The sequence below is a fragment of the Methanosarcina sp. MSH10X1 genome, from assembly GCF_004099695.1.
In the GTDB taxonomy this organism is placed as follows: Archaea; Halobacteriota; Methanosarcinia; order Methanosarcinales; family Methanosarcinaceae; genus Methanosarcina.
Genome location: NZ_SCHL01000005.1, coordinates 50156 through 71633, shown reverse-complemented (window position 1 = coordinate 71633; position 21478 = coordinate 50156). Strand labels below are relative to the sequence as shown.

16 protein-coding genes and 1 CRISPR repeat array are annotated in these 21478 nt (G+C 41.2%); of the genes, 3 read left to right on the top strand and 13 right to left on the bottom strand.

From position 1 onward, the window contains the following. The 5 genes from EQO05_RS05915 to EQO05_RS05895 all read right to left on the bottom strand — a co-directional run bounded on the left by EQO05_RS05915 (position 1) and on the right by EQO05_RS05895 (position 6117). Positions 1 to 882: a DUF58 domain-containing protein gene (locus tag EQO05_RS05915; protein ID WP_128504681.1), complete on the bottom strand. Its 882-nt coding sequence runs from the start codon at positions 880 to 882 to the stop codon at positions 1 to 3. 114 nt (positions 883 to 996) lie between these two features. Continuing rightward, positions 997 to 1971, bottom strand: coding sequence for a MoxR family ATPase (locus tag EQO05_RS05910; protein WP_128504679.1), 975 nt, complete (start codon positions 1969 to 1971; stop codon positions 997 to 999). 175 nt (positions 1972 to 2146) lie between these two features. Further along, positions 2147 to 3112: a hypothetical protein gene (locus EQO05_RS05905; protein WP_240664379.1), complete on the bottom strand. Its 966-nt coding sequence runs from the start codon at positions 3110 to 3112 to the stop codon at positions 2147 to 2149. Between the two features lie 262 nt (positions 3113 to 3374). Next, the gene (locus tag EQO05_RS05900) at positions 3375 to 4325 is read right to left on the bottom strand and encodes a prephenate dehydratase (RefSeq protein WP_240664378.1); all 951 of its coding nucleotides are present in this window, start codon (positions 4323 to 4325) and stop codon (positions 3375 to 3377) included. A 316-nt stretch (positions 4326 to 4641) separates the two neighbouring features. Further along, the gene (locus EQO05_RS05895; protein WP_240664377.1) at positions 4642 to 6117 is read right to left on the bottom strand and encodes a DUF4139 domain-containing protein; all 1476 of its coding nucleotides are present in this window, start codon (positions 6115 to 6117) and stop codon (positions 4642 to 4644) included. A 444-nt stretch (positions 6118 to 6561) separates the two neighbouring features. Between EQO05_RS05895 and EQO05_RS05890 the strand changes: the two genes are divergently transcribed. Further along, complete coding sequence (locus tag EQO05_RS05890) at positions 6562 to 8076, top strand: PGF-pre-PGF domain-containing protein (protein ID WP_128504675.1); 1515 nt, start codon at positions 6562 to 6564, stop codon at positions 8074 to 8076. 154 nt (positions 8077 to 8230) lie between these two features. On the opposite strand, the gene EQO05_RS05885 is transcribed toward EQO05_RS05890, so the two are convergent. Beyond that, positions 8231 to 9172, bottom strand: a complete 942-nt coding sequence (locus EQO05_RS05885; protein ID WP_128504673.1) for a nucleotidyltransferase domain-containing protein — start codon at positions 9170 to 9172, stop codon at positions 8231 to 8233. Positions 9173 to 9610: 438 nt separating this feature from the next. Between EQO05_RS05885 and EQO05_RS05880 the strand changes: the two genes are divergently transcribed. Both EQO05_RS05880 and EQO05_RS05875 read left to right on the top strand, forming a co-directional pair. Continuing rightward, a complete protein-coding gene (locus tag EQO05_RS05880) occupies positions 9611 to 10888 on the top strand; it encodes a M20 family metallopeptidase (protein ID WP_128504671.1) in 1278 nt (425 codons plus the stop codon). Positions 10889 to 10924: 36 nt separating this feature from the next. Next, positions 10925 to 11383, top strand: a complete 459-nt coding sequence (locus tag EQO05_RS05875; RefSeq protein WP_128504669.1) for a GNAT family N-acetyltransferase — start codon at positions 10925 to 10927, stop codon at positions 11381 to 11383. Positions 11384 to 11542: 159 nt separating this feature from the next. Here the strand turns inward: EQO05_RS05875 and EQO05_RS05870 are convergent, their stop codons facing one another. The 7 genes from EQO05_RS05870 to cas5b form a co-directional block, all read right to left on the bottom strand. Continuing rightward, entirely contained in the window at positions 11543 to 11809 is a 267-nt protein-coding gene (locus tag EQO05_RS05870) for a hypothetical protein (protein WP_128504668.1), read from the bottom strand. Between the two features lie 25 nt (positions 11810 to 11834). Continuing rightward, positions 11835 to 15499: a CRISPR direct-repeat array (repeat unit 37 nt; unit sequence GTTTCAATCCTTGTTTTAATGGATCTTGCTCGCGAAT). Between the two features lie 113 nt (positions 15500 to 15612). Further along, positions 15613 to 16302, bottom strand: coding sequence for a CRISPR-associated protein Cas4 (gene cas4, locus EQO05_RS05865; protein WP_240664376.1), 690 nt, complete (start codon positions 16300 to 16302; stop codon positions 15613 to 15615). 55 nt (positions 16303 to 16357) lie between these two features. Beyond that, on the bottom strand, positions 16358 to 16648 hold the full coding sequence (gene cas2 / locus EQO05_RS05860) for a CRISPR-associated endonuclease Cas2 (protein ID WP_054298559.1): 291 nt from the start codon (positions 16646 to 16648) through the stop codon (positions 16358 to 16360). A gap of 81 nt (positions 16649 to 16729) precedes the next feature. Then, positions 16730 to 17701: a CRISPR-associated endonuclease Cas1 gene (gene cas1, locus EQO05_RS05855; RefSeq protein WP_128504666.1), complete on the bottom strand. Its 972-nt coding sequence runs from the start codon at positions 17699 to 17701 to the stop codon at positions 16730 to 16732. Next, a complete protein-coding gene (locus tag EQO05_RS05850; protein WP_128504664.1) occupies positions 17689 to 18348 on the bottom strand; it encodes a CRISPR-associated endonuclease Cas6 in 660 nt (219 codons plus the stop codon). The genes cas1 and EQO05_RS05850 overlap by 13 nt, the downstream gene beginning before the upstream one ends. A gap of 1 nt (position 18349) precedes the next feature. After that, on the bottom strand, positions 18350 to 20800 hold the full coding sequence (cas3, locus tag EQO05_RS05845) for a CRISPR-associated helicase Cas3' (RefSeq protein WP_128504662.1): 2451 nt from the start codon (positions 20798 to 20800) through the stop codon (positions 18350 to 18352). Beyond that, the gene (gene cas5b, locus EQO05_RS05840; protein WP_128504660.1) at positions 20775 to 21476 is read right to left on the bottom strand and encodes a type I-B CRISPR-associated protein Cas5b; all 702 of its coding nucleotides are present in this window, start codon (positions 21474 to 21476) and stop codon (positions 20775 to 20777) included. Before cas5b ends, cas3 begins: the two co-directional genes overlap by 26 nt. Between the last annotated feature and the right edge of the window lie 2 nt (positions 21477 to 21478).

Sequence of the window (21478 nt, the reverse complement as noted above, 5' to 3'; positions counted from 1 at the left end):
TTAGCGTCTCCTTCTCCTGATGGTATGGTAGAAAGCGTCAAAGATGGGGGTATCGGTTGTAAAACTATAAAATTCAGCACCTGCTTTCATACAGGCTTTTTTAATCCTTGCGCCGTGGTCGTCAAGCTTTTCAAGGTACTTCTCCTTGAACCTTTCACTGACATAAGTTCGGACCTCTTCTCCGGTTTCAAGGTCTACAAGTTTGCTATTACCCTGAAGAGGAAGTACTTTTTCTGTGGGGTCGAGCACCTGGATAAGGATCAGGTCATGGTCCGATAGCCTGGAAACTGCGGTTTCTATTGCCCCCGGTTCCTGAAGAAAGTCCGAGATAAGAATTACAAGGGATCTGGATTTGATTACCTGGCTGTATTTTATGACAGCTTCCTCTACGGAAGTACCTCCGGACAGTTCGAGCTCTCCAAGCCTGTCGATTGCACGCAGAAGATTTTTTCGTCCACGGCTTGGCTTGTTTATGTCGATTTCCTGTGTAAAGGTCGAGATTGCAAACCTGTCGTTATATTTTGTTACCATGTAGGCATAACCTGCAGCAAGCATGGCAGCGTATTCGAACTTCGAAGTCCCTTTTTCAGGGTAATCCATGCTCTTGCTGGCGTCCAGAAGGATGTGGGTCGTAAGGGTTTTCTCTTCCTCAAACTGGCGCACATAAAGTTTTTCTGTTCTCGCATAAGCCTTCCAGTCAATATCTTTCGGGCTGTCATTAAGGTCATATTCCCTGAACCCGATGGTATCGATGCCTCGTCCACTTCGGGTTGATGGGCGATTTCCGGCGTAAACAGTCGATACCCTCTTCCGGACAGAAAAGGTAAAGCGGTCAAGCTGCCTGAAAAAGTCCGTTTCGATATTTTGTTTTGTGCGAGTCATTCTGGATCGTCAATAAAAAAGCCCGGTTTATTCCGGACCCGGGAAAACCCTTCTGGGTTATTTAACTTATTCTGCAGTTCCTTTTCTGCCTGGAAATCGGCCAGAGCTCAGGTTTTACTTTACTTTCCTGATAATATCTTCAATAGCCTGGTCAGGAGTTATTCCGCTTCTCTCGGCTTCGAAGGTCAGGATAAGCCTGTGTCGGAGGACAGGATATGCCATGTAGTCAATATCCTCTTTGCTTACGAAGTTCCTGCCCTCTACAAGGGCTCTGGCTTTTGCGGCAAGAATGAGACCTATGGACGCCCGCGGCGAAGCTCCGTACTCGATACGTTCTTTGTCCTTTCGAGTCATACCGACAATAGAAAGGACGCGCTGTTTGAGTTCCTCGGAGATCGGAACCTGCCGTGTGAGTTTCTGCAAATCGAGAAGTGTAGTTTTATCCAGGCCCCTGGAAATTTTCGGAACTTCGGATTTCGTGTAGCGGTTTATTATTTCCATCTCTTCCTCATAGGAGGGATAGTCTACAAGAATTTTCAAAAGAAAACGGTCGAGCTGGGCTTCAGGCAGGGGATACGTGCCTTCCATTTCTATGGGATTCTGGGTGGCAAGAATGAAAAAGGGGCTGTCCAGCAGGAAAGTATCGTTTCCGACAGTTACCTGTTTTTCCTGCATCGCTTCCAGCAGGGCTGACTGGGTCTTGGGGGATGCCCTGTTAATCTCATCTGCAAGGACTACATTTGAAAAAACCGGCCCTGGCTGGAACCTGAACTCTTTTTTGTTGTCTTTCTCCTCAATAACATTTGTTCCTGTAATGTCAGAAGGCATGAGGTCAGGCGTACACTGGATCCTGCTGAATTTAAGGTTCATTGCCTTTGACACTGTGGAGATCATAAGCGTTTTTCCAAGCCCTGGATTACTCTCAACGAGGGCATGCCCTCCACAGAGTATAGCAATCACTATCTGCTCCATTACCTTATTCTGACCTACAATAACATTTCCGATCTCTTCAAAAAAACTTTTGAAAATCCTGCCCGCGTTCTGATAGGTCGTGGCAGCCTGCCCGGAGTCGGTAATATTCTCACTCATATCTGCTTCACCCTTTAGGTTTCTGTTTTTAGAGGATTAAAGTCCGCTTTTTTTCGGACTTTACCTGCTCCTGCAGCAGCGTGCTGGAGGCAACTGCCTGTTATTTAAAAACTGCTTTTAAATAACCTTGACAAATCCAGTGCAGGTAAGCCCGACTTTAGATAAATCTTCCAAATTATTCTTCTGCAAGTCCTTCAAAGTAACTCTGGATAACGTTCCTGTATCCTTCCGGTAAGTTCTCATAATAAGACTGGGAGGCAGCCGCTTCAGGATTTACCAGACCTGACTGGGTGAACGATTCGTTCGTTTGTTCCCCCGTTTCCTGGCTTGTAAAGCCCTGCCCTGCGCCCGGAGGAATTTTCAGGTCAACTTCCTTGCCTTCCACCACAATAACGGCAGGCTCTCCGAAGAGGTCTTCCTGGCTCTCGTTATTCGAGGTTCCGCCATTTTCCTCTACAGGGTAAAGGTCACCGTTCGAATCCGAGACAGAGGGAATGTTTTCGATCACTCCGTTGAGGTCAGTGGGGCTGAGAGTTGTCTGGTATCCGGTTCCGGCAACGTATGCAAGAACGGAAACCGCAAACACTATTACAAGCAGGTCTTTTGCAAGCTTTCTCCGGTTAAGAAAGGACGAGGACTTCACGGGTTTTGAATCGATTATTACCCCGCCTATAAGGTCCCGGACAATAATGTTGTCCGTGTTGCGGTTATCATATGCAGTCCTCAATCTTTCCCTGAGCACAGGATGCGTATCTTCTATGAAGTCAATCGCATCTTTTTTTTCAGCCCTGTAGTGCCTGACGGCTGTGAAGATAAGGGAGAGTACAAAAGCCACGAAAATAAGCCCAAGGGTTTCAAAAATAACCCCGAAGCCCAGAATATTGTATCTTGCACCTGTATAAGGTTCGAAGGTGCTAAACATTAGAAATAAATCTTGCATATTAAAAAGCACGAAAAGGATATACAGGACAAGAAAACTTGCAAAAAGGTCTGCAAGGGCATAGAGTCCTCTATATTTTTTCAGAGCCGATTCGTGTTTTTTCACAATTTCTTCAATACTCAGAGCCACCTCGCTCCTTTTTGCAGCCTGGAAAACGGCTGTGATATAAATAAACACAGGTAAGTATTGTGCACGAAACATGCAAATATACTGTAAGAAGATCTTATAGAAAGATAGTATAGAAAGATAGTATATAAAAGTACACGTTCCGCAATATGCATTTTTGAGATTCGCACACCAATGCGATTTTTGCGGGGTTTTGCTTTTAGATCCTCGTTTCTGAACATGCAGAGGCATACCTGCGTTACCGGGGTTCCGAGGACTCGGGTTCCGGTTTTTGCATTTTCAAAAGGGAGCCAGTTATAAAACTATAAAGTTGAATAATTGTGGTCTGAGCCAAAAATTACAGTGCTTTAAAAGCGGGATAAGACCCAAGTACCTTTAACGTATCGGTTTTACTTTTTATATCCTCTAACGCCTTTTTTATAAGTGTATCGCTGGCATGCCCTTCAAAATCGATATAGAAGTAATAATCCCCAAGCTCCTTTTTTGAAGGCCTTGACTCGATCCTTGTAAGGTTAATCCTATTTTTTGCAAAAGCCCCGAGAATTTCGTATAATGCCCCAGGTCTGTCTTTTTCCAGATATACTATAATAGAGGTCTTGCAAGCCGGAAGGCTGGAATTCTCAGACATGACTTCACTTTCAGAGTAAAATTCGTGCCCCGATCCCTTTTCAGGACAGAGGTGCGGTTTTGCTTTATCCGGTTCGTTTTTTTGGGAACTTGAAACCTGTTCAGCCGGACTTTCTTCTGCAGCTTGCAAAGCAATAAAACGGGTGTAATTCTCTTTACGGTCCTGGATATTTGAGAGAAGCACTTTTAACCCATAGCGCTCGGCAGCTTCGGGGGAAGCTATTGCTGCCATCTCTTCAAATTCTCCTGCAAGCCTTGCTGCATGGGAAGTGCTGCCCGTACTCCTTAGTTCGGCTCCAGGGAAATTCGTCTTCAGGAAGTGCCTGCACTGGGCAAGTCCCTGCGGATGCGAAAGTATGACCCTGATTTTTTCAGGCCCGCCTTTCGAGAGCAGGCAATGCTCGATTTTGACAACTACCTCTCCGACGATCTCAGCCCCGTTCTCAAGCAGCAGATCGAGAGTAACCCCTACCGAGCCCTCAATAGAATTTTCTATCGGGATTACTGAGAAATCGGATTTCCCCTGTACCACTGCCAGAAACGCATCCTCTATATCTGCAAAATACCTGATTTCCGCACCATCCAGCCCGTGTCTCAAAATCCATAACTTTGCAGCCTTTTCCGAGTATGAGCCTTCGGGTCCCATTACACCTATAATCATCTGAGGGGTTAATTGCGGGGATGGTAGTAATAAGTTTTTGCAGGCAGAATTGCCGGCCGAGTCCCGACTACGGAGGATGAAGCCATTTTCACAAACCATTTTGTAAAAGCTTTGATCGAAAAACCCTGGCAACGGCGTGGTAAGGCAGAATAAAAAAGAAATATTTATTGCTGTTTTTCCGTTTATCTGTCTTTCTGTTTTTTTGTTTTTCCGTTTTTTATGTCCTTATGAATAAAAAATCCCTGATGGATTTTTGGAGTTACAGGGTGCGTAGAATCCGGATATCTGGATTTATCAGTTCTCTGCCGGTTTTAATTCAGTAGCTTTGTTCTACAGTGTAGGTGACTTTCTTTGAGCTGTCCGCGGGCACTGTTATTTCCCATTCGGCAGTAAAGGCGTCTTTTTTCTCATATGGGTCAGAGGTGTTTGTGATTTTCCATTCACCGTAGAAATGTTCCAGAATCTTCACTTTCTGGGGCTGAGATTTGTGATTTTTGATCTCGGTCTCATAACTCTCTTTCCAGGCGTACAGGGTTACCCTGTTGTAGTTTGTCTGGGTTCTCTTGCCTGTCACATCAAAAGCGTTTCCGACAACAACCTCTGCCTCCTCATCTTTCGGGGTATGCTCTATCCTGTCTTCCCCGAGGAACTGGAGCTGACCCTGGGAATCGGCTTTATAAACTCTCAGGGTTCCGGCAGGAAGGGGCATCCCCAGACCTTTTTCTTTTGAATTGTTCAGGGTCAGGACAACCCGGACATCGTTACTTTTTGTAACATCGAAAAGAAGTTCCTTTTCTACGGGCACGGCATCGGCAGAGAGCAGGGAAAGCTGTTTTACCTGGTTATTTTTGAGGGTAGCCGGCCTTTCAAGAGTGTAGAGGTGGTATTCAAAAAGGGCTTCCTCAACAAAGTTATCTTTTGCCCCTGAGTATCCTTCTGCGACATCTTCCTCAACTTCTTCTTCATATCGAGGAGATGTGGGCGCGACTACGCGGTGAACTTCTCCTGCGACCAGTTTCAGCCTGGCATCTTCATAAGTTGTCCCTGCGGCATTGTTGATACTGACCCAGCCCTGAACGTCAGCTTTCGTATCGTCTGCACTGGCTTTTACGATATAGTCAGCCTTCCAGCTCATACCGCCCGTAAGATAGGATGTCAGGACATCCCGCGTGCCTGCCGAAGGCGAGTAGACCTGCCAGACCAGTGTAGGTTTTGTTAGTAAGTCTGCCGAATCCGGGAATTCTACTTTTGAGACCTCTGAAATCGTTATGACTTTTCCGTCACTTAACCTGAGCACTACTCCATCGTCATAACTTAACAGCGTGCCTGTGTATGTTTCTCCTTCCTTTTCGGTTACCGTGATTTCCCTGTCCAGAAATTTCTGCAGAAGCTTCTCGCTGCTTACAAGATCGTATTCGTAATTCTGTTCAAGCACGGCAGTGTCATTATCCCTTGTGTCTTCAAACACTACTGATGTCGGGTCAATAAGGGCAGCCACATCGCCGTATTCAACCCTGTTAACTCCGGAATCGAGCTCAAGTTCCCTTTTTTCCTTTATAAGGGCAAGGTTATTGTCATAAACAGTAACCTCGGTGCCTGAATCCGTTGTAGCAGCCCCTGCCTTGAGAATAGCCAGAGGGTTTGGAGATTCCACTTCAGTAACAACGCTTGAACTGGATTTGATCCCGTTGACAACAGTGTGAGACCTATCTGCCTGATTCCTGTTTTCCGTAAAATCATGATGTAAGGCAAAATCAGGATACACCAGAGTTGCCGATACGGTAAAAATCAAGCCTAAAGCCAGAATAAACCAGAGATAACTCTTTAGTTTTTTCATAATAGATAAATAGGCAACTGTGTTATTTATATTTGGCTTTGACTACAAATACGTTTGAAGTTATCCAGCCGGTTTTCTACTGGCCTGCCATAAGGTTTCCTGTAAGGTTTTCTATCTATCCCTTAATCAGTTACTGTTTTTTAGAATGAACCGGTATAAAAGATTCTATAGTATAATAATCGGGATAAAAACGCAGGAAACAGTTATAATAATATACACCAATACATAACTAATAATTTTTGCCTGTAAAAGAAAAACCCGAAGAAGAGGTCAAAATAAAAGGTAATAAGCCGGAATGCGGATTCGATTGCGGAAATAAGCTGGAAAGAATAAAAAAACGAGCTGAAGAGTGAATCAGGCGCAGGAAGAGATCTGGAAAATAATTAAGGACTTAGTATTATGAACATCACCAGGGTTTTCAGAACGAAAAGCCGGATTAAACTGTCAGGCTTTGTTTCAGGTTTGGCTTTGATTTTTCTGCTTGTCTGGATGGCATTCCCTGCCTCAGCCGCAGGAATAGAAGCAAACAGGGAGATCTCTGTCGGGACAGTTTATCCAGGCGAAAGTTTTGTGGTAACCGTACATATAAAGGCAGAGCATGAGCTTGAAGCCCTGAAACTGGATGAAGATCTCCCTGACGGATGGCAGGCAGACCAGCTGGAAAATGACGGGACTATGTTCCAGAACATCAGCACATTCAAAGCGTCCACTCTTGAGTGGATCTGGGTTGAGAACCTTTCAGCCGGGAAAGAAAGGACAGTTGTGTATAATGTGACCGTGCCTTTGAATTCCCAGCCCGGAAACTTTACAATCTCGGGTGCGGTTTCCGCTTATTCTGTTCCTGCTGCCCCTGTGGAAGGTTCTTCCGAAGTAATACTTACCTGCCCATCTCTTGAAGTTGATTTTTCCGCAAACCCTCTCACCGGAGCTGCACCCCTTATTGTCCGGTTCACAGACCTATCCGCCCCCGTTCCTGACTCCTGGGAGTGGGACTTTGATGGGAATGGAAGCATTGACTCAAAAGAAAGGAATCCGGTTTATACATATGAAAACCCGGGTACTTACACTGTCACCTTAAAGGCAATTAACAGTACTTATGGAAACAATACCAGGACAAAAACAGGATACATAACCGTAAGTGAAAAGTCTCCTGCTCCTGAAGGAAACGGAGAATACAAAGGAAGCGGAGGAAGCGGAGGCGGGGGAAGCGGGGGAGGCGCGGGTTCACCGGAATCAACCAGGAATATTGAATTAAAGGAAGTTTCAAACGAGCAGGTTTTCAAAGGTACCCACACCTGTTTTACATTTAAAGGCGGGATGAATGAAATCGTTTCTGTAGAATTCGATCCGAAAAGGAACTTTGGGAAAACAACCGCTATTGTAGAGATATTGAAAAACAGATCTTCAATCGTTAAGGAGCCTGCCCCCGGAAAGGTTTACAGGAACGTAAATATCTGGATCGGAAACAGTGGTTTTTCAAGCCCGGAAAACCTTGAAAATGCTGTTATAAATTTCAGAGTGAGCAGGGACTGGATTACCGAACAGGGAGTGAGCGAAAATACCGTAACCCTGTACCGGTACAGTAAAGACTCATGGAGACCACTGCCTGCAGCTCTCACTGGAGAAAATGAAAATTACTTCTATTTTACCGCAGAAACTCCGGGTTTTTCTCCTTTTGCAATTTCGAGCACTGAAGAGAAAATTCAATCGGTTGAAATTTCTCCAGCCAGAATAAGAGAAAACCAGGCCCTGAACGAGGAGAAAATATCTGATAGGGAAAAGGTCCCTGAAGAGGTAAAACAGGGAACTCCTGCTTCAAACATGGAAAAAGAAGAAAGCTCCCCGGGGTTTGAAGCAGCCTTTGCTGCCGCTGAATTAATGTTTTTGTATGTTGTATTAAAGAAAAGGATGTAGGCCGGGGAAAGAAGAAGCAAATGGGACAGAAGCCAGGCTATAAATAATTTCCTGTAAGGCCTTTTTTCCGGATTTCATTTTTCTTTCAAACCATTTCTTTCAGCCCGGACTGTCCGGAAAAGAAGTCAGAATTTCTTTAGTTACCTTTTGTTTTTCATATGTATCCGCACTGTTCAAGCCAGGTCAGAGACTTTATCCATTCCCCTTTTGGCTCTCTTGAAGTTCCCACGACAAGCCGCTTGATATCCCCTACTTCTTCGACAATGCCCCGGGCTTCTATAAGTTCTCCGGGAAGAGCCTGACCTGCATAGGTATGAGTATATGAGAGCACATGGTCTATTTCATCGTGTTCGATTTTATAATAAGCAGGGCTGTCAAAAGCGAAATCAGCATTTTCGACCCTTGCCTCGATTTTCAGATTTACGGTATCCTTTCCGCGCAGAAGAGGCTCTTTTATCTGGTCCCACTCCCTTACGAAAAGAAGGTCAAAGTAAGTACCCTCAACCATGCCCCTGTTACCTTTCCTGGATTCGTGCAGCATGAATTCGTCGAAAGAAATATCGGGAATTCTCTTCCTGTAGATTCTTTGCCACATCTCCTCGTCGATTTCCCCAACTGGACCTTCCTGCTGCTTTGCAGCAGTTATTGCATCCCTTGCCCTGAACCACATAGGACCGTATACAACAAAGTCAATGTCCGAGCTTTCGTTCTGGAGACCTGCAAGCATTGAGCCCGTAACTCCCATGCTGGTCCTGGGAATGCCTGCCAGATCAAGTGTTTTTACAATTGCTCTTACGCGGCTGTCCGAGTTTACAAGTTCGGGAATTACATCGGAGGGGCGAAGCACCTTTTTTACCTCAGCCTCGGGAACCACATGAACATCCTGCACCCATTCGGGCCTGTGCTCCCTCATGAATTCAAAAGCCGGGCCAAAATCGTATTTTTTGTATCGTAACCCGTTTAACTCCCTCTCCCCTTTTTCATCGGGCACATAGCGGAGCGTGGCCCGGATTCCATCAGTTCGGAAATAGTCGGAAACTGCAAAGAGCCAGTTGTCTTTCGTGACAAGAAAATCCCTCAGGCGTGTTTTAAGCATTTATACCATCTCTGTAATTTATAAGAGTGCCAAAGAGTACCCGGATTTTAAGGAATTTCGACGGCCGGGCTTTATAAGAATTTATAATAAATAGCAAGAAATGTATTGTACCATTCATGTATATAATTATCAGGTATCTTAGCTCAAAGCCTTTTGAAAAAAGGCTTTAGCGAAAAGCTCTGGTAAAAGCCTTTTGAAAAAAGTTCTGCGCTGAATAACTTAATAAAATGGAATAATATACCTGGATTTACTAATATTTAAGAAAATATAAGGAAGGAATTAAATAAAACACAAATAAACTATATTGAAATAGAACCTCCTGAAGTTAAAAACATGTAAGGTTACGATCAATGGATATTACGGACAGTAGATGTAACCGATAGTATACGTTACATACCAGTAGACGGAATAGACTGCAAGTGCAGAACATCCGAGGTAATGCTTTTGAGAGAGAACCCGAGTGCAGAAGCGCTTGAAACCTGGATTATACAGCTCAGGCGCGAATTTCACAGATACCCCGAACTCAGTTTTAAAGAATATGAGACCCAGAAGCGAATCCTGAAAATACTTGGAGAACTGGGGATAGAAGCCAGAAAAATTGCAGATACCGGCGTACTTGCAAGTATCAAGGGGACTTTACCCGGCCCCTGTATTGCCCTTCGCACCGATACGGACGGATTACAGGTACAGGAAGAATTAACTGAAAGAAATAGTGACTACATCTCAAGAAACACGGGAGTTATGCACGCCTGCGGGCACGACGGGCATATGGCAATGCTTCTTGGAGCTGCGCGGCTATTTCAGGAGAATCGGAATTTTCCGGGTGAGGTTCGCCTTATCTTCCAGCCTGCGGAAGAAATCCCTCCTGGCGGCTCGGCAAGGGTAATTGCAGAGGGAGGGCTTGAAGGTGTGGATGCGATCATAGGGATGCACATCTTTACCAATCACGAATCAGGAAGCGTGGGTTTCCGCCCGGGGCCTTTTATGGCAAGCACCAACCGATTTGAAATAGTCCTCAAAGGAAAAGGCGGCCATATATCACTACCTCAAAAATGCATCGATTCCGTCCGGATGGCAACGGATTTTATAAGCGACCTCTATCCTGCCCTGGAAAGGCAGCTCGATCCGGATAAGTATATCATTGGGGTGGGAAGGATTCAAGGAGGAGCTCAGTTCAACAGGTTTCCTGACACGGTAGAGATTCTTGGGAGTTATCGGACCTTTGATCGGGAGACTACAGACATTATTGACAGGACAATAAAGGAATGCCTGGACGAGATCGTAAAAAGATATGAGAAACCGGGAGAGGAATTTTCAGGCTATCCTGACTACGAGCTTGATGTACTGCACGGTTATCATGTCCTTGTGAATGACCCTGCTTTCACGGCTGCGGTAAATTCAAAATTGCAGGAGAGTTTCCCGGAACTTACGGTCTATCCTGAAATCGAAAAAACCTTTGCTGCGGAAGATTTTGCAAATTACCTGCAGAAACTTCCGGGAATTTTCATTTCCCTGGGCACCCGGAATCCGGAAAAAAGAATCGTGGAAATCAACCATTCGTGCACGTTCGATATTGATGAACCGATCCTTATTACCGGTACCGAAATATTTTATACCCTTTCGCTGGATTTCCTTAATAACCCGGAGAAATATCTCAATTCCCGGAACTACTTCAATCCCGAACCATTGAGAAAAAGCCTGAAAACCGACAGGTGAACAATAGCGGCACTGCCAGGTTTACGGAGGAAATGAATGATTATCGAGAGTTACGATGCTTCCAGAAAGGGAGAAGTTCGTGAGGTTGTCCTTGAAGTATTGAAGGAGCACGGTTTTGAGCCCGACAGGCTAAAAGATGCCGACCTCAACGACATAAATGGTTATTACTTTGGAAGCGGAGGCGCGTTTTTCGTAGGAATTGCCGACGGCAAAGTCATAGGCACGGCAGGCGTCCGAAAACTCGACCGGAACCAGTGCGAGATCCGGCGCATTTACCTTAAAAAAGCCTTCCGGAGCAAAGGCAACGGGAAACAGCTCTTCAGGACTGCCCTTGACTTTGCGGAAAAAAACTGCTCGGGCGTGATCCTTAAGACCGACTCAACCCTCACGAAAGCAATCGGCATGTATCTAAAGCACGGCTTCACTTTCCTGAAAGAAGAGACAGGGTACCTGTATTTCGAGAGAAAGTTTGATCAAAAACCTGAAACGGCATGATCAAACTTTTAATGGATTTTGCTTGCGAACATGATTTTACTGAGCGCCCAGGCGACCTTGCGGCTCAAATAATAGCAGCATACTCCGGAAACATGCCATTTCGATTCTATCAGATGTGTCCTGAGAGTAATTTTATTGTTTTCAGTAATCTTAAAGGGATTAAGATACCCTTAAGGAACGTATCATCCTTTCTTGAGATGATAGGGTTTCATCCTTTAAAATTTCAAGTTTTTTATATAATCCATCTACATGGATTTTTTTCTCTCTTATGATCTCCATTGTTTCGTCATAATAAGGCCCTTCTGTTATATTTTGGGTAGCCAGATCTTCTGTATAGCCTTTAATGTCTTCTTCGTCAAGCTCGATCAAAGTTTGAATGTTTTTTATCTGACCTTCCAATGCTATTTTATCCATGTCTTCAGTCATGTTTTTATTCCTCTTCCACAGTCCGGTTTCTATCCCTGTTTTAATATCTCGCTTATGAATAAATCTTTGCTATCTCCATAACTATCTGTGAGGATGTTTCAATCCTTATTTTAATGGATCTTGCTCGCGAATTTCTGCTTAGTGCCGGTCTTGAATTGTACTCCTAGTTTCAATCCTTGTTTTAATGGATCTTGCTCGCGAATATGTATGGGGGTACTCTTCTTCATTTTCTCTCAGTTTCAATCCTTGTTTTAATGGATCTTGCTCGCGAATTGTATATCGTTCCTACTGTGAAAAAGATCAGGACCACAGTTTCAATCCTTGTTTTAATGGATCTTGCTCGCGAATACTATTATCAGAAGGATAAAACATTCTACTGGAACGTTTCAATCCTTGTTTTAATGGATCTTGCTCGCGAATTCGCAATCGGTTAGGACATCCCCCACAGCATTAATGGTTTCAATCCTTGTTTTAATGGATCTTGCTCGCGAATATGCGACAATGGGAACATTGGCAACCTTATCTGACAGTTTCAATCCTTGTTTTAATGGATCTTGCTCGCGAATAACCAACAAGGGGAGCAACGGCAAGACGGTCGCAATTTGTTTCAATCCTTGTTTTAATGGATCTTGCTCGCGAATAATCTGAGCCGAAGTAGCAAGTGAAGCAGTTACATTGGTTTCAATCCTTGTTTTAATGGATCTTGCTCGCGAATGGGCGGTCATGGCCGCGACGTCGTACCCGGCACTTGCGTTTCAATCCTTGTTTTAATGGATCTTGCTCGCGAATCTCTGTATCTGTTACTAGATTGTTAGCTCCATCTTTTGGTTTCAATCCTTGTTTTAATGGATCTTGCTCGCGAATCGGATAACTTCTATATCGTCCTCTCCTTCGACTGGTTTCAATCCTTGTTTTAATGGATCTTGCTCGCGAATATCTTTTCAAGGACTTCAAGAATTCTGGAAAGCTGGTTTCAATCCTTGTTTTAATGGATCTTGCTCGCGAATTTCCCCGTATTCCAGGGATTTTACCATATAATCCGGTTTCAATCCTTGTTTTAATGGATCTTGCTCGCGAATCATAATGTTGTGATTATAGAATACATTCCTAATTAGTTTCAATCCTTGTTTTAATGGATCTTGCTCGCGAATCTTTTTATCGAGGGACTCGCTTTCCCTCTCAATCAAAAAAATGCGTTTCAATCCTTGTTTTAATGGATCTTGCTCGCGAATTTGTCTTTTCCTTCTGGTAGTACCTTTCCTTGATGGTTTCAATCCTTGTTTTAATGGATCTTGCTCGCGAATAACTTGAAGCAAGCAGGCATCTAATTACTAAATAGTTTCAATCCTTGTTTTAATGGATCTTGCTCGCGAATTTCTTCAAGCTTTTTAGTCAGACTTTCCTGCTGCTTTTGTTTCAATCCTTGTTTTAATGGATCTTGCTCGCGAATTTTTCTGAATTTCTGCTTTCTCTTCGTCCAGTTTCCGTTTCAATCCTTGTTTTAATGGATCTTGCTCGCGAATAGGCACAATTGAGGACCGGGCGCGGGCATATGAAGAGTTTCAATCCTTGTTTTAATGGATCTTGCTCGCGAATAGTCTGGGTTTTCTATGGTCCCGTAATCCCGCCACTGTTTCAATCCTTGTTTTAATGGATCTTGCTCGCGAATGCTCCATCCAGCCGGCTATCCTGCATACACAGCAAGTTTCAATCCTTGTTTTAATGGATCTTGCTCGCGAATTAGCCGTCTGTTAATGAAATCATTTATAATATTTGAGTTTCAATCCTTGTTTTAATGGATCTTGCTCGCGAATTCTATGAGTTTCTGGACTACGTCTTTTCCAGCATTAGTTTCAATCCTTGTTTTAATGGATCTTGCTCGCGAATTTAAGCAAGCCGCCAGTAGTGCAAAGAAAAGTTGTTTCAATCCTTGTTTTAATGGATCTTGCTCGCGAATGATTACTAACATTAATACAGGCATCAGACATTTTCTTGTTTCAATCCTTGTTTTAATGGATCTTGCTCGCGAATCAACGCCTTTAAAAAGAAAGGCTATAAAATGTCTCAGTTTCAATCCTTGTTTTAATGGATCTTGCTCGCGAATAGCTCCCTGCGCTTCATCTGCATTTTTACCGATTTGTTTCAATCCTTGTTTTAATGGATCTTGCTCGCGAATGTACTCCAACTACAGGTTTAGTGCCTTTAACTGTTTCAATCCTTGTTTTAATGGATCTTGCTCGCGAATGGTTTGTGGGATATGTGGAACGCATTGGATAGCTAGTTTCAATCCTTGTTTTAATGGATCTTGCTCGCGAATTCTCAACCAATGAACCCTAAGATCAATATACTCACGTTTCAATCCTTGTTTTAATGGATCTTGCTCGCGAATACTGATGGAACAACACTTTCAACCTGTAACAAATGGTTTCAATCCTTGTTTTAATGGATCTTGCTCGCGAATATTAACCATAATATTCTACTCCCTAATTAACAGGTTTCAATCCTTGTTTTAATGGATCTTGCTCGCGAATGAATAGTCCTTGTGATACATTTTCTGAACTGTTGAGTTTCAATCCTTGTTTTAATGGATCTTGCTCGCGAATCAAGCTGTTTATTGAGAGGTCCCCAGTTTTTGTTGTTTCAATCCTTGTTTTAATGGATCTTGCTCGCGAATTCTTCCCCCCCATCTCTTTGTCCGGTTTGTGTACTCTGTTTCAATCCTTGTTTTAATGGATCTTGCTCGCGAATAAAAATGAAAAAGGCGACAGGTGGATAAATGGTAAGTTTCAATCCTTGTTTTAATGGATCTTGCTCGCGAATTGTCAAACGCAACAGGAATTCAGGAAGGAACTGTAATGTTTCAATCCTTGTTTTAATGGATCTTGCTCGCGAATCCGTAAGTGCAGCAAGCGCAGCCGCTGACATCCAGGGTTTCAATCCTTGTTTTAATGGATCTTGCTCGCGAATTCTTCATAGATTCAGACGGGCTCGATGTATATTCGTTTCAATCCTTGTTTTAATGGATCTTGCTCGCGAATTTTCTGTGTACTATCCTATATATCTTCAAAGATATTGTTTCAATCCTTGTTTTAATGGATCTTGCTCGCGAATACTCTAAAAAACCCGTACCAATAGAAGGCGGGAAAAGTTTCAATCCTTGTTTTAATGGATCTTGCTCGCGAATAATTACAAATCAAGCCGCAAAGGACGAGCTTCAGGGTTTCAATCCTTGTTTTAATGGATCTTGCTCGCGAATTCTACCACTATAAATGTCAAGAGCAATAATATTAGTTTCAATCCTTGTTTTAATGGATCTTGCTCGCGAATGATTTTTTGGAGATGCACGAAAAAAAGCGTATGAGGTTTCAATCCTTGTTTTAATGGATCTTGCTCGCGAATGGCCATTTATTCCACGCCCACTTTCAACATCTTTTTGTTTCAATCCTTGTTTTAATGGATCTTGCTCGCGAATCTTTATAATCACTTTCTCTTTTTCTCTTTTTCCTTGTTTCAATCCTTGTTTTAATGGATCTTGCTCGCGAATTTTAAACTGTTTATATAACAGAATATTTTATTTTAGTTTCAATCCTTGTTTTAATGGATCTTGCTCGCGAATACTGTATCTTTGGAGCTATTTTTGCTGCAGGTGTTTGGTTTCAATCCTTGTTTTAATGGATCTTGCTCGCGAATAGGGCAAAATTTTCCGTTATTTGGCTAGAAAAAGCCTGAGATCAGCCCTATATTAAAACTAAAATTCTTGTTGGGATATTATCAAACCCTTTATAAATACAAGAAAAACCACTTCATACGCAGATATTCCGGTAACAGCAATCTACGCACTTTCTAGAAGATCTGGAGGTCTTGGGATATAAACCTTTTTGAATGATATCGAGTATTTCCTGTATTATTTTATCAGCTTTTTTTAAATCAGTGGTGGTAATTTCGATTTCTTTAACCAGGCTGTTGCTGCGTGTAAAACAAATGTATGCACGATTTACTTCAATATTGTAGTTTTCCCGTATCAAAAGCGCCTGCAAGACGAGTTGAAACTTATAGGTTTTAAAGACCTTTTCTTTGTATTCGGCAAACTTGTATTCAAGCGGAGCAGCTGTGCCGTCTTCCAGAAACAGGACTTCATCCACGATCCCCTTTATATGGCGCTCTTTTGAGGCAATAAAAACATTGCTTTCTTTCCTGATGCAGTCCAGACTTCTCCGCAGGTAATCCTTGTTTGTAAGCTTTCTGGTTTCGTGAACTTCGCGACCTTTTAAGACCTTAAACCTTTTCTCTTCATGTTGAGGGATATCCAGACAGTACATATAGTAAATGAAACGGGAACAGAACAGGTATTCAAGCACGTCTGAAATTCGGATTATTGTTCCGGAATCAGTTTCAGCATATACACCATCATCGCCTCCGATGTCGTTTCCAATATCTTTTTGAGTGCCTGCTCCCAGATCGTTCTCAGCTATTATGGACTCAGATTTTGTCATATCTTCCCTCGAAAACTTAGAGAAATTCGGAGAAATTTAGAAAAAATAAAAGATTTTAGAAAAACTTGGTTATCACTTCGTCGCTGACAAGGTCCTTATCAAAAGCCTGCCCGATAAGCAGGACTTTCTTAAAAGATTGCTCGTCCATAGGAAATACGTACACAGAATCTTTTTCCGTGTCAATCAGTTCTTCGCATTCAAGCCCCAGAGACTCTCTATCATTTGTGTTCAGGTCCCCCAGAAACACGCTTTTCTGAACCCTGTAAAGCCCATAATTCTTACAGCGGTCGCTGACCTTCTGGCGAGTCCTGTTATCCGTAATGTCATATATTACCCAGACAAGCAAACCCAATCCCCTCTGTATTATTTCCAGGTCTCATATTATAATATTTTAGAATCTCATTATATGACTCATTGTTTTACTGTTTCATTTCCCAATCAAGCTGTTTGCAATCCTGTGGCAGTCGAACTGGATTGTGTTTCCGATTTTTATGTTCCTCCCTCCGTAACTTATTTCTTTCTCGAAGGTTTCATTGACAGCCTGGATCAGTACAGCTTTTCCCTCTTTATTAAGGGTCATTCCGTTCGGAATCGCATCAAAGAAGCTATCCATTACCTGTTTTTTCGAGAAAAGGTTGAAAACAGTCCTATCGATATGGATGCGGTACATCTCTATCAGGTCAAACACAAAAGATTTCTTGTTATAGTCGTCCGTATGGTTAAAACCAACATAAGGATCAAGCCCTGCTATAATGCACGCTTTTTCCACTTTCGAATACAGAACCCCGTACCCATAGTTCAAAAGACAGTTAAATTCATCCTTTGCAGGGTTCCGGCTTCTGCCATTGAATTTCCATTTATCAGGCAAAAGGAAACTCAAAGCCCCAAAATAATTTCTGGAAGCCATTCCTTCAAACCCCATAATTTTCCCGCGCATCTCATCAAGAGTTCCTTCAAGCGCTTCAAGCTGGGCTTTGGTTTCTATCATTGCAGCAATATAATCATCGAGTTCGTCTTTTTGCTCAGGCCTGTTCTTTTTAAGGTCTTTCAGGAAAAGAATCTGGTTCTCGATTTTCTGCTCAACCCACCCTTTTGCCAGCCTGAATCCCTCTTGCTCTTCCGAAATCTGAAGCTGCCTTCTTCTTATATAAGTCGTGCTTCCCAGCTTCGAATGCCACACCCTCCCGTAAGGGTCCCCGAAATTATCCAGAAAAACAATATCGATATTGTTTTCCACCGCAAATTTGATCGCATCGGTAGTAATGGTTGCAGAAGTAGTAATTAAAATACTTTCAACTTTCTTTTCCGAGACTTCGAAAATCTTGTCTTCGTTTTTAACAAGGAAACAATTGTTTTGCTTTTTTAAAAATGAACCGTGAGAATTGATTACAAGCTGCATCTTTTCACCGTCCCGAAACCACGCGATACGGATTTTCCAAGGCCGAAATAGTCAGGGATGAGGAAATTTACCATAAATTTCCCTTTGAACGTAGCAATTTTTACTCCTTTCATGCTGCCTACGCCGGGCTGAAGGTCTGGCTCACATTTTATCTGGCTGGGAACAGTATATCCAAGAGACTTGGACATAGAAAGAATGTTTCCGACCAGAGTTCTCCGAAGGAGTTCTTTTTGTTCTTCAGGATTCATTCTCTGATATTTATCAGTAAAATTTTCCTGATTGAGGGCAAACCAGGGAGTTTCAAAGCTGTAAGTGTGGAATTTGTCGGAAAGGCCAAACTCCTGTTCTTTAAATGATATTTTTTTTTCTTGAATTTCATAAGTGGATTCGCCTAGCTCGATTTTCTCATATTTATTGAAAATTTCTTGGAGGACTTCTACACCTTCGTTTATTCCGAAAACTAGAGGAATGCCGTTCAAAATTTTATATTGGACTAAAGGATACATGTAAATTACTTTATCGCAGTTATGTTGATGTAAAAGTGTATATTCATTAAACCGGGTTGCGAAAAACCCTCGTAGCTTTGAGGCGTTTGTCCTTACTTTTCGGTCAGGAACAAGAGTTAAAGTTAGCGTTTTGACTCTCATGTCAATCACCCATTAGGGTAGGTTTTAATTCAAAGACAAAACCAGTTTCAGGATCATAATAATGTTTTGTTTGTTCAAAAGGAATATATCCGATATTGAGATCCTCTAGTTCTTCACAGGAAAAATCTTTTTTGGGTACGGAGATCAGGTATTCATTAAAATCCTTCCGGATTGTTAGATACCTTTCTTTTCTTTCCAAAGGATTTTTAATAGATTTTAGCAAGATGTAATTTTTCCAAGTTTCAACCGCTTTATCATCTAATTCGACAAATACGTCTATTTTTTCATATTCTGCTTTATCATCTATTAACCTGAAATCTGAAGTGAGAGCTTCAAATTTAAGCTCGTTAACACATGAAAGTAGTTCCTTTGATTCGTCCTCACTTGAGAAATCTTTGACTTTCCGGAAATAATTATTGTTTAAAAAGACTAAGTCTTTTTCGAAGATTTCAGAGGAGCTTTCTTTCAAAGCATCTTTTGTGTTATCAATGAGAAAACTTGAGTATATATATCGACTGAGTTCTTTCGTTTTATCTTTCAGTACTATGATCTTCACTTTTCCCCTTTTTACACTTCCTCTTTCATCTGTGGAAAAATTTCTATTACATCTCCCAGCAACCTGATTTATTGAGTCAATCGTAGCAAAATCTCTGTAGACAATATCGACGTCTATATCTACACCAGCTTCGATAAGCTGAGTGCTAACAATAATTTTCCTTTCGTTTGACTTTGCTTTTATTTCCTTAATTTTTTTAAGTCTTTCTTTTGGGATTATGTTAGTTGAAAGATAATAGTAATCTGTATTTTCAAGTTTCAGATTGTTTAGATAATTAAAGATATATAGAGAAGATTTAATTGTATTTAACACAACCAATAAGTCTTTTTTTGGTTCATTTCTCGCTTCAGATTCAACTATCTCCTTAAATTCATCCAAATTCATTGGATTTAGGTCTATTTCCAATTTAATTCGATCAAGTTCCCCAAAATACTTATCTTTGTTTTTTACCAGCTCAATTATCTCCTTCTTTTCGGGGTCGAAGATAAGAGGTTGAGTAGCTGTCACAAAGATAAAGTAAGTATTAAAGTACTCAGCAAACCCCGAAATTATCTGTCTTAGCAATAACCAGTACTTGTGGGGAATCGACTGGACTTCATCAAGTATTACAATCGAATTCGCAATTGTGTGAAATTTCCTGATTGAGCGATTTTTATTAGATATTATTGTGTGGAAAAACTGGGCAAAAGTAGTAACGATTATTTCAGAATTCCACCCTTCAATTAAAAATAAACTTTTAAGCCCTTCAAATTCTTCTTCATCTTGCGTTTTGTAAAAAATATCGGCAAGATGATGATGTTTAAGTAATATATCCTCAGTAGGATTTACCATATAAACTGTCTTAAAAACATCTTCAAAAGCATCATAGTTTTGGTCTATTATGCTCAAGAAAGGCAACGAATAAATTATTTTTGAGTTAATTCTTTTTTCCTCTTTTAATCTTGCTTTCAATTTTAGCGCAAATGAAAGTGATGTGAGAGTTTTTCCTGATCCTGTAGGGACACTTATCGAATAAATTTTATTATCGAGATCAAGCTTTTCAATGTTTTCTGTTACTTCGTTATAAATTTCGTTACGCATTCTATTGATTACGCTTTCATTACTCTGGAAACCCCTTTTTACCTTGTACCGATCTACAAGATCAGGTGGGATATTTGTTTTACTGGAAACGTCAATAGAAGATGCATCAATTTTATCAGAGTTTATAAGAATTGAATAAAGAGTTAATGTCATTAGATAATAGCCTGTAAACTGCTCTTTCTGGAGCAATGCAACAAACGTATTTCTATTTTTTAAGATTTCTTTAGCAATGGAACGATATTCGTTGCAAAAAATATCAATATCAAAAGGAATACTATAACTATGCAGTAGCCGCTCATATATTAACTTCAACTCGTTTGTTTCTAGCGACTTTATTTGAAGATCAATAACTTGAAGGGTATCTTCATCTCTCAACTCTCTAATCTCATCCTCGGCATCTTTTAAGTTACCATGATGTCTTTTTACAGTTAAGTACCCTATAGTAGGAATAAGCTCCAGATTTTTATTACCATTTATCGAGCTTATGTATTTTCTTAAAATATAATATGTGAAAATAGCTGAAATAAGTCCATGATGATATTCTTTTCTGTTTTTTAAGCTCCTCTGTATGGCTGGATCTGTCTCTAAAATATATCTCTGGAAATATTTCGTACCTTTCCCAAAATCATGACAAATTCCGATAAGAAACGCAATTTCAGAAAAAGTATTTTGATCAATCCCAAATTTTTCTAGAGATAAGTTTTTTGCATCACTAGTTAAAATAGATTTATTACCTACGTTAGATAAGTGTTCAAATAATGTTTTTTTTGGATGTGAATGAAGATAGAAATCACATGAAGACAATTCCTTCCCCATTCTCAAGTCTCCATAAGTTTTTTACATTCGCAACTATACTTTTTCCGTTTCTTTCGAATAGAACTTTGCCGTACTCTGATACCTCTCTTTCAGGTAACATCTCTAATGGTATAGTTTCTGAAAAATATTCTTTTCCTTCCTCGAAATTGATTTTCAAGAGTTCTTTTTCGAGGATTATAGAATGGACTTCTTTTTCAGAGTCCGAAAATTCACTGACACCCTCCATTTCTCCTATAAATTTGTAATTAGCAATGTGTTCACTTAGACCTAGACATAAAGTGTATACTGACTTGTGATCCTTTAACAGAGAGTGCAGTTTATTGTATATTTCTTCAGAGGTATGAGAAAAATAAATTCTATACTTCACATCTTTTAATAATTCAAATCTTATTTGAGTCCTATTTTTAATTTTACTCATCAAATCTGCAGATTTTGTGTCGATAAGATTTTCCGCAATCCTAGTTTTTTTGATTGGGCATATTATTCTTACTGCAATACTTGCATTATTTTTCGAAAAATACTTCAAATATTCATCTTTTTCGAGTCCTATAATTGCACCAATCATACCAGCAATTGAGGTTCTCGGAGGAATAGAAAAAGTAAGAGGAGAAGTTGTTGTGTATTGTTTCCGGAAATGTCCAAACTCTCCCCATATATCGAATACTAATACCCTCATAG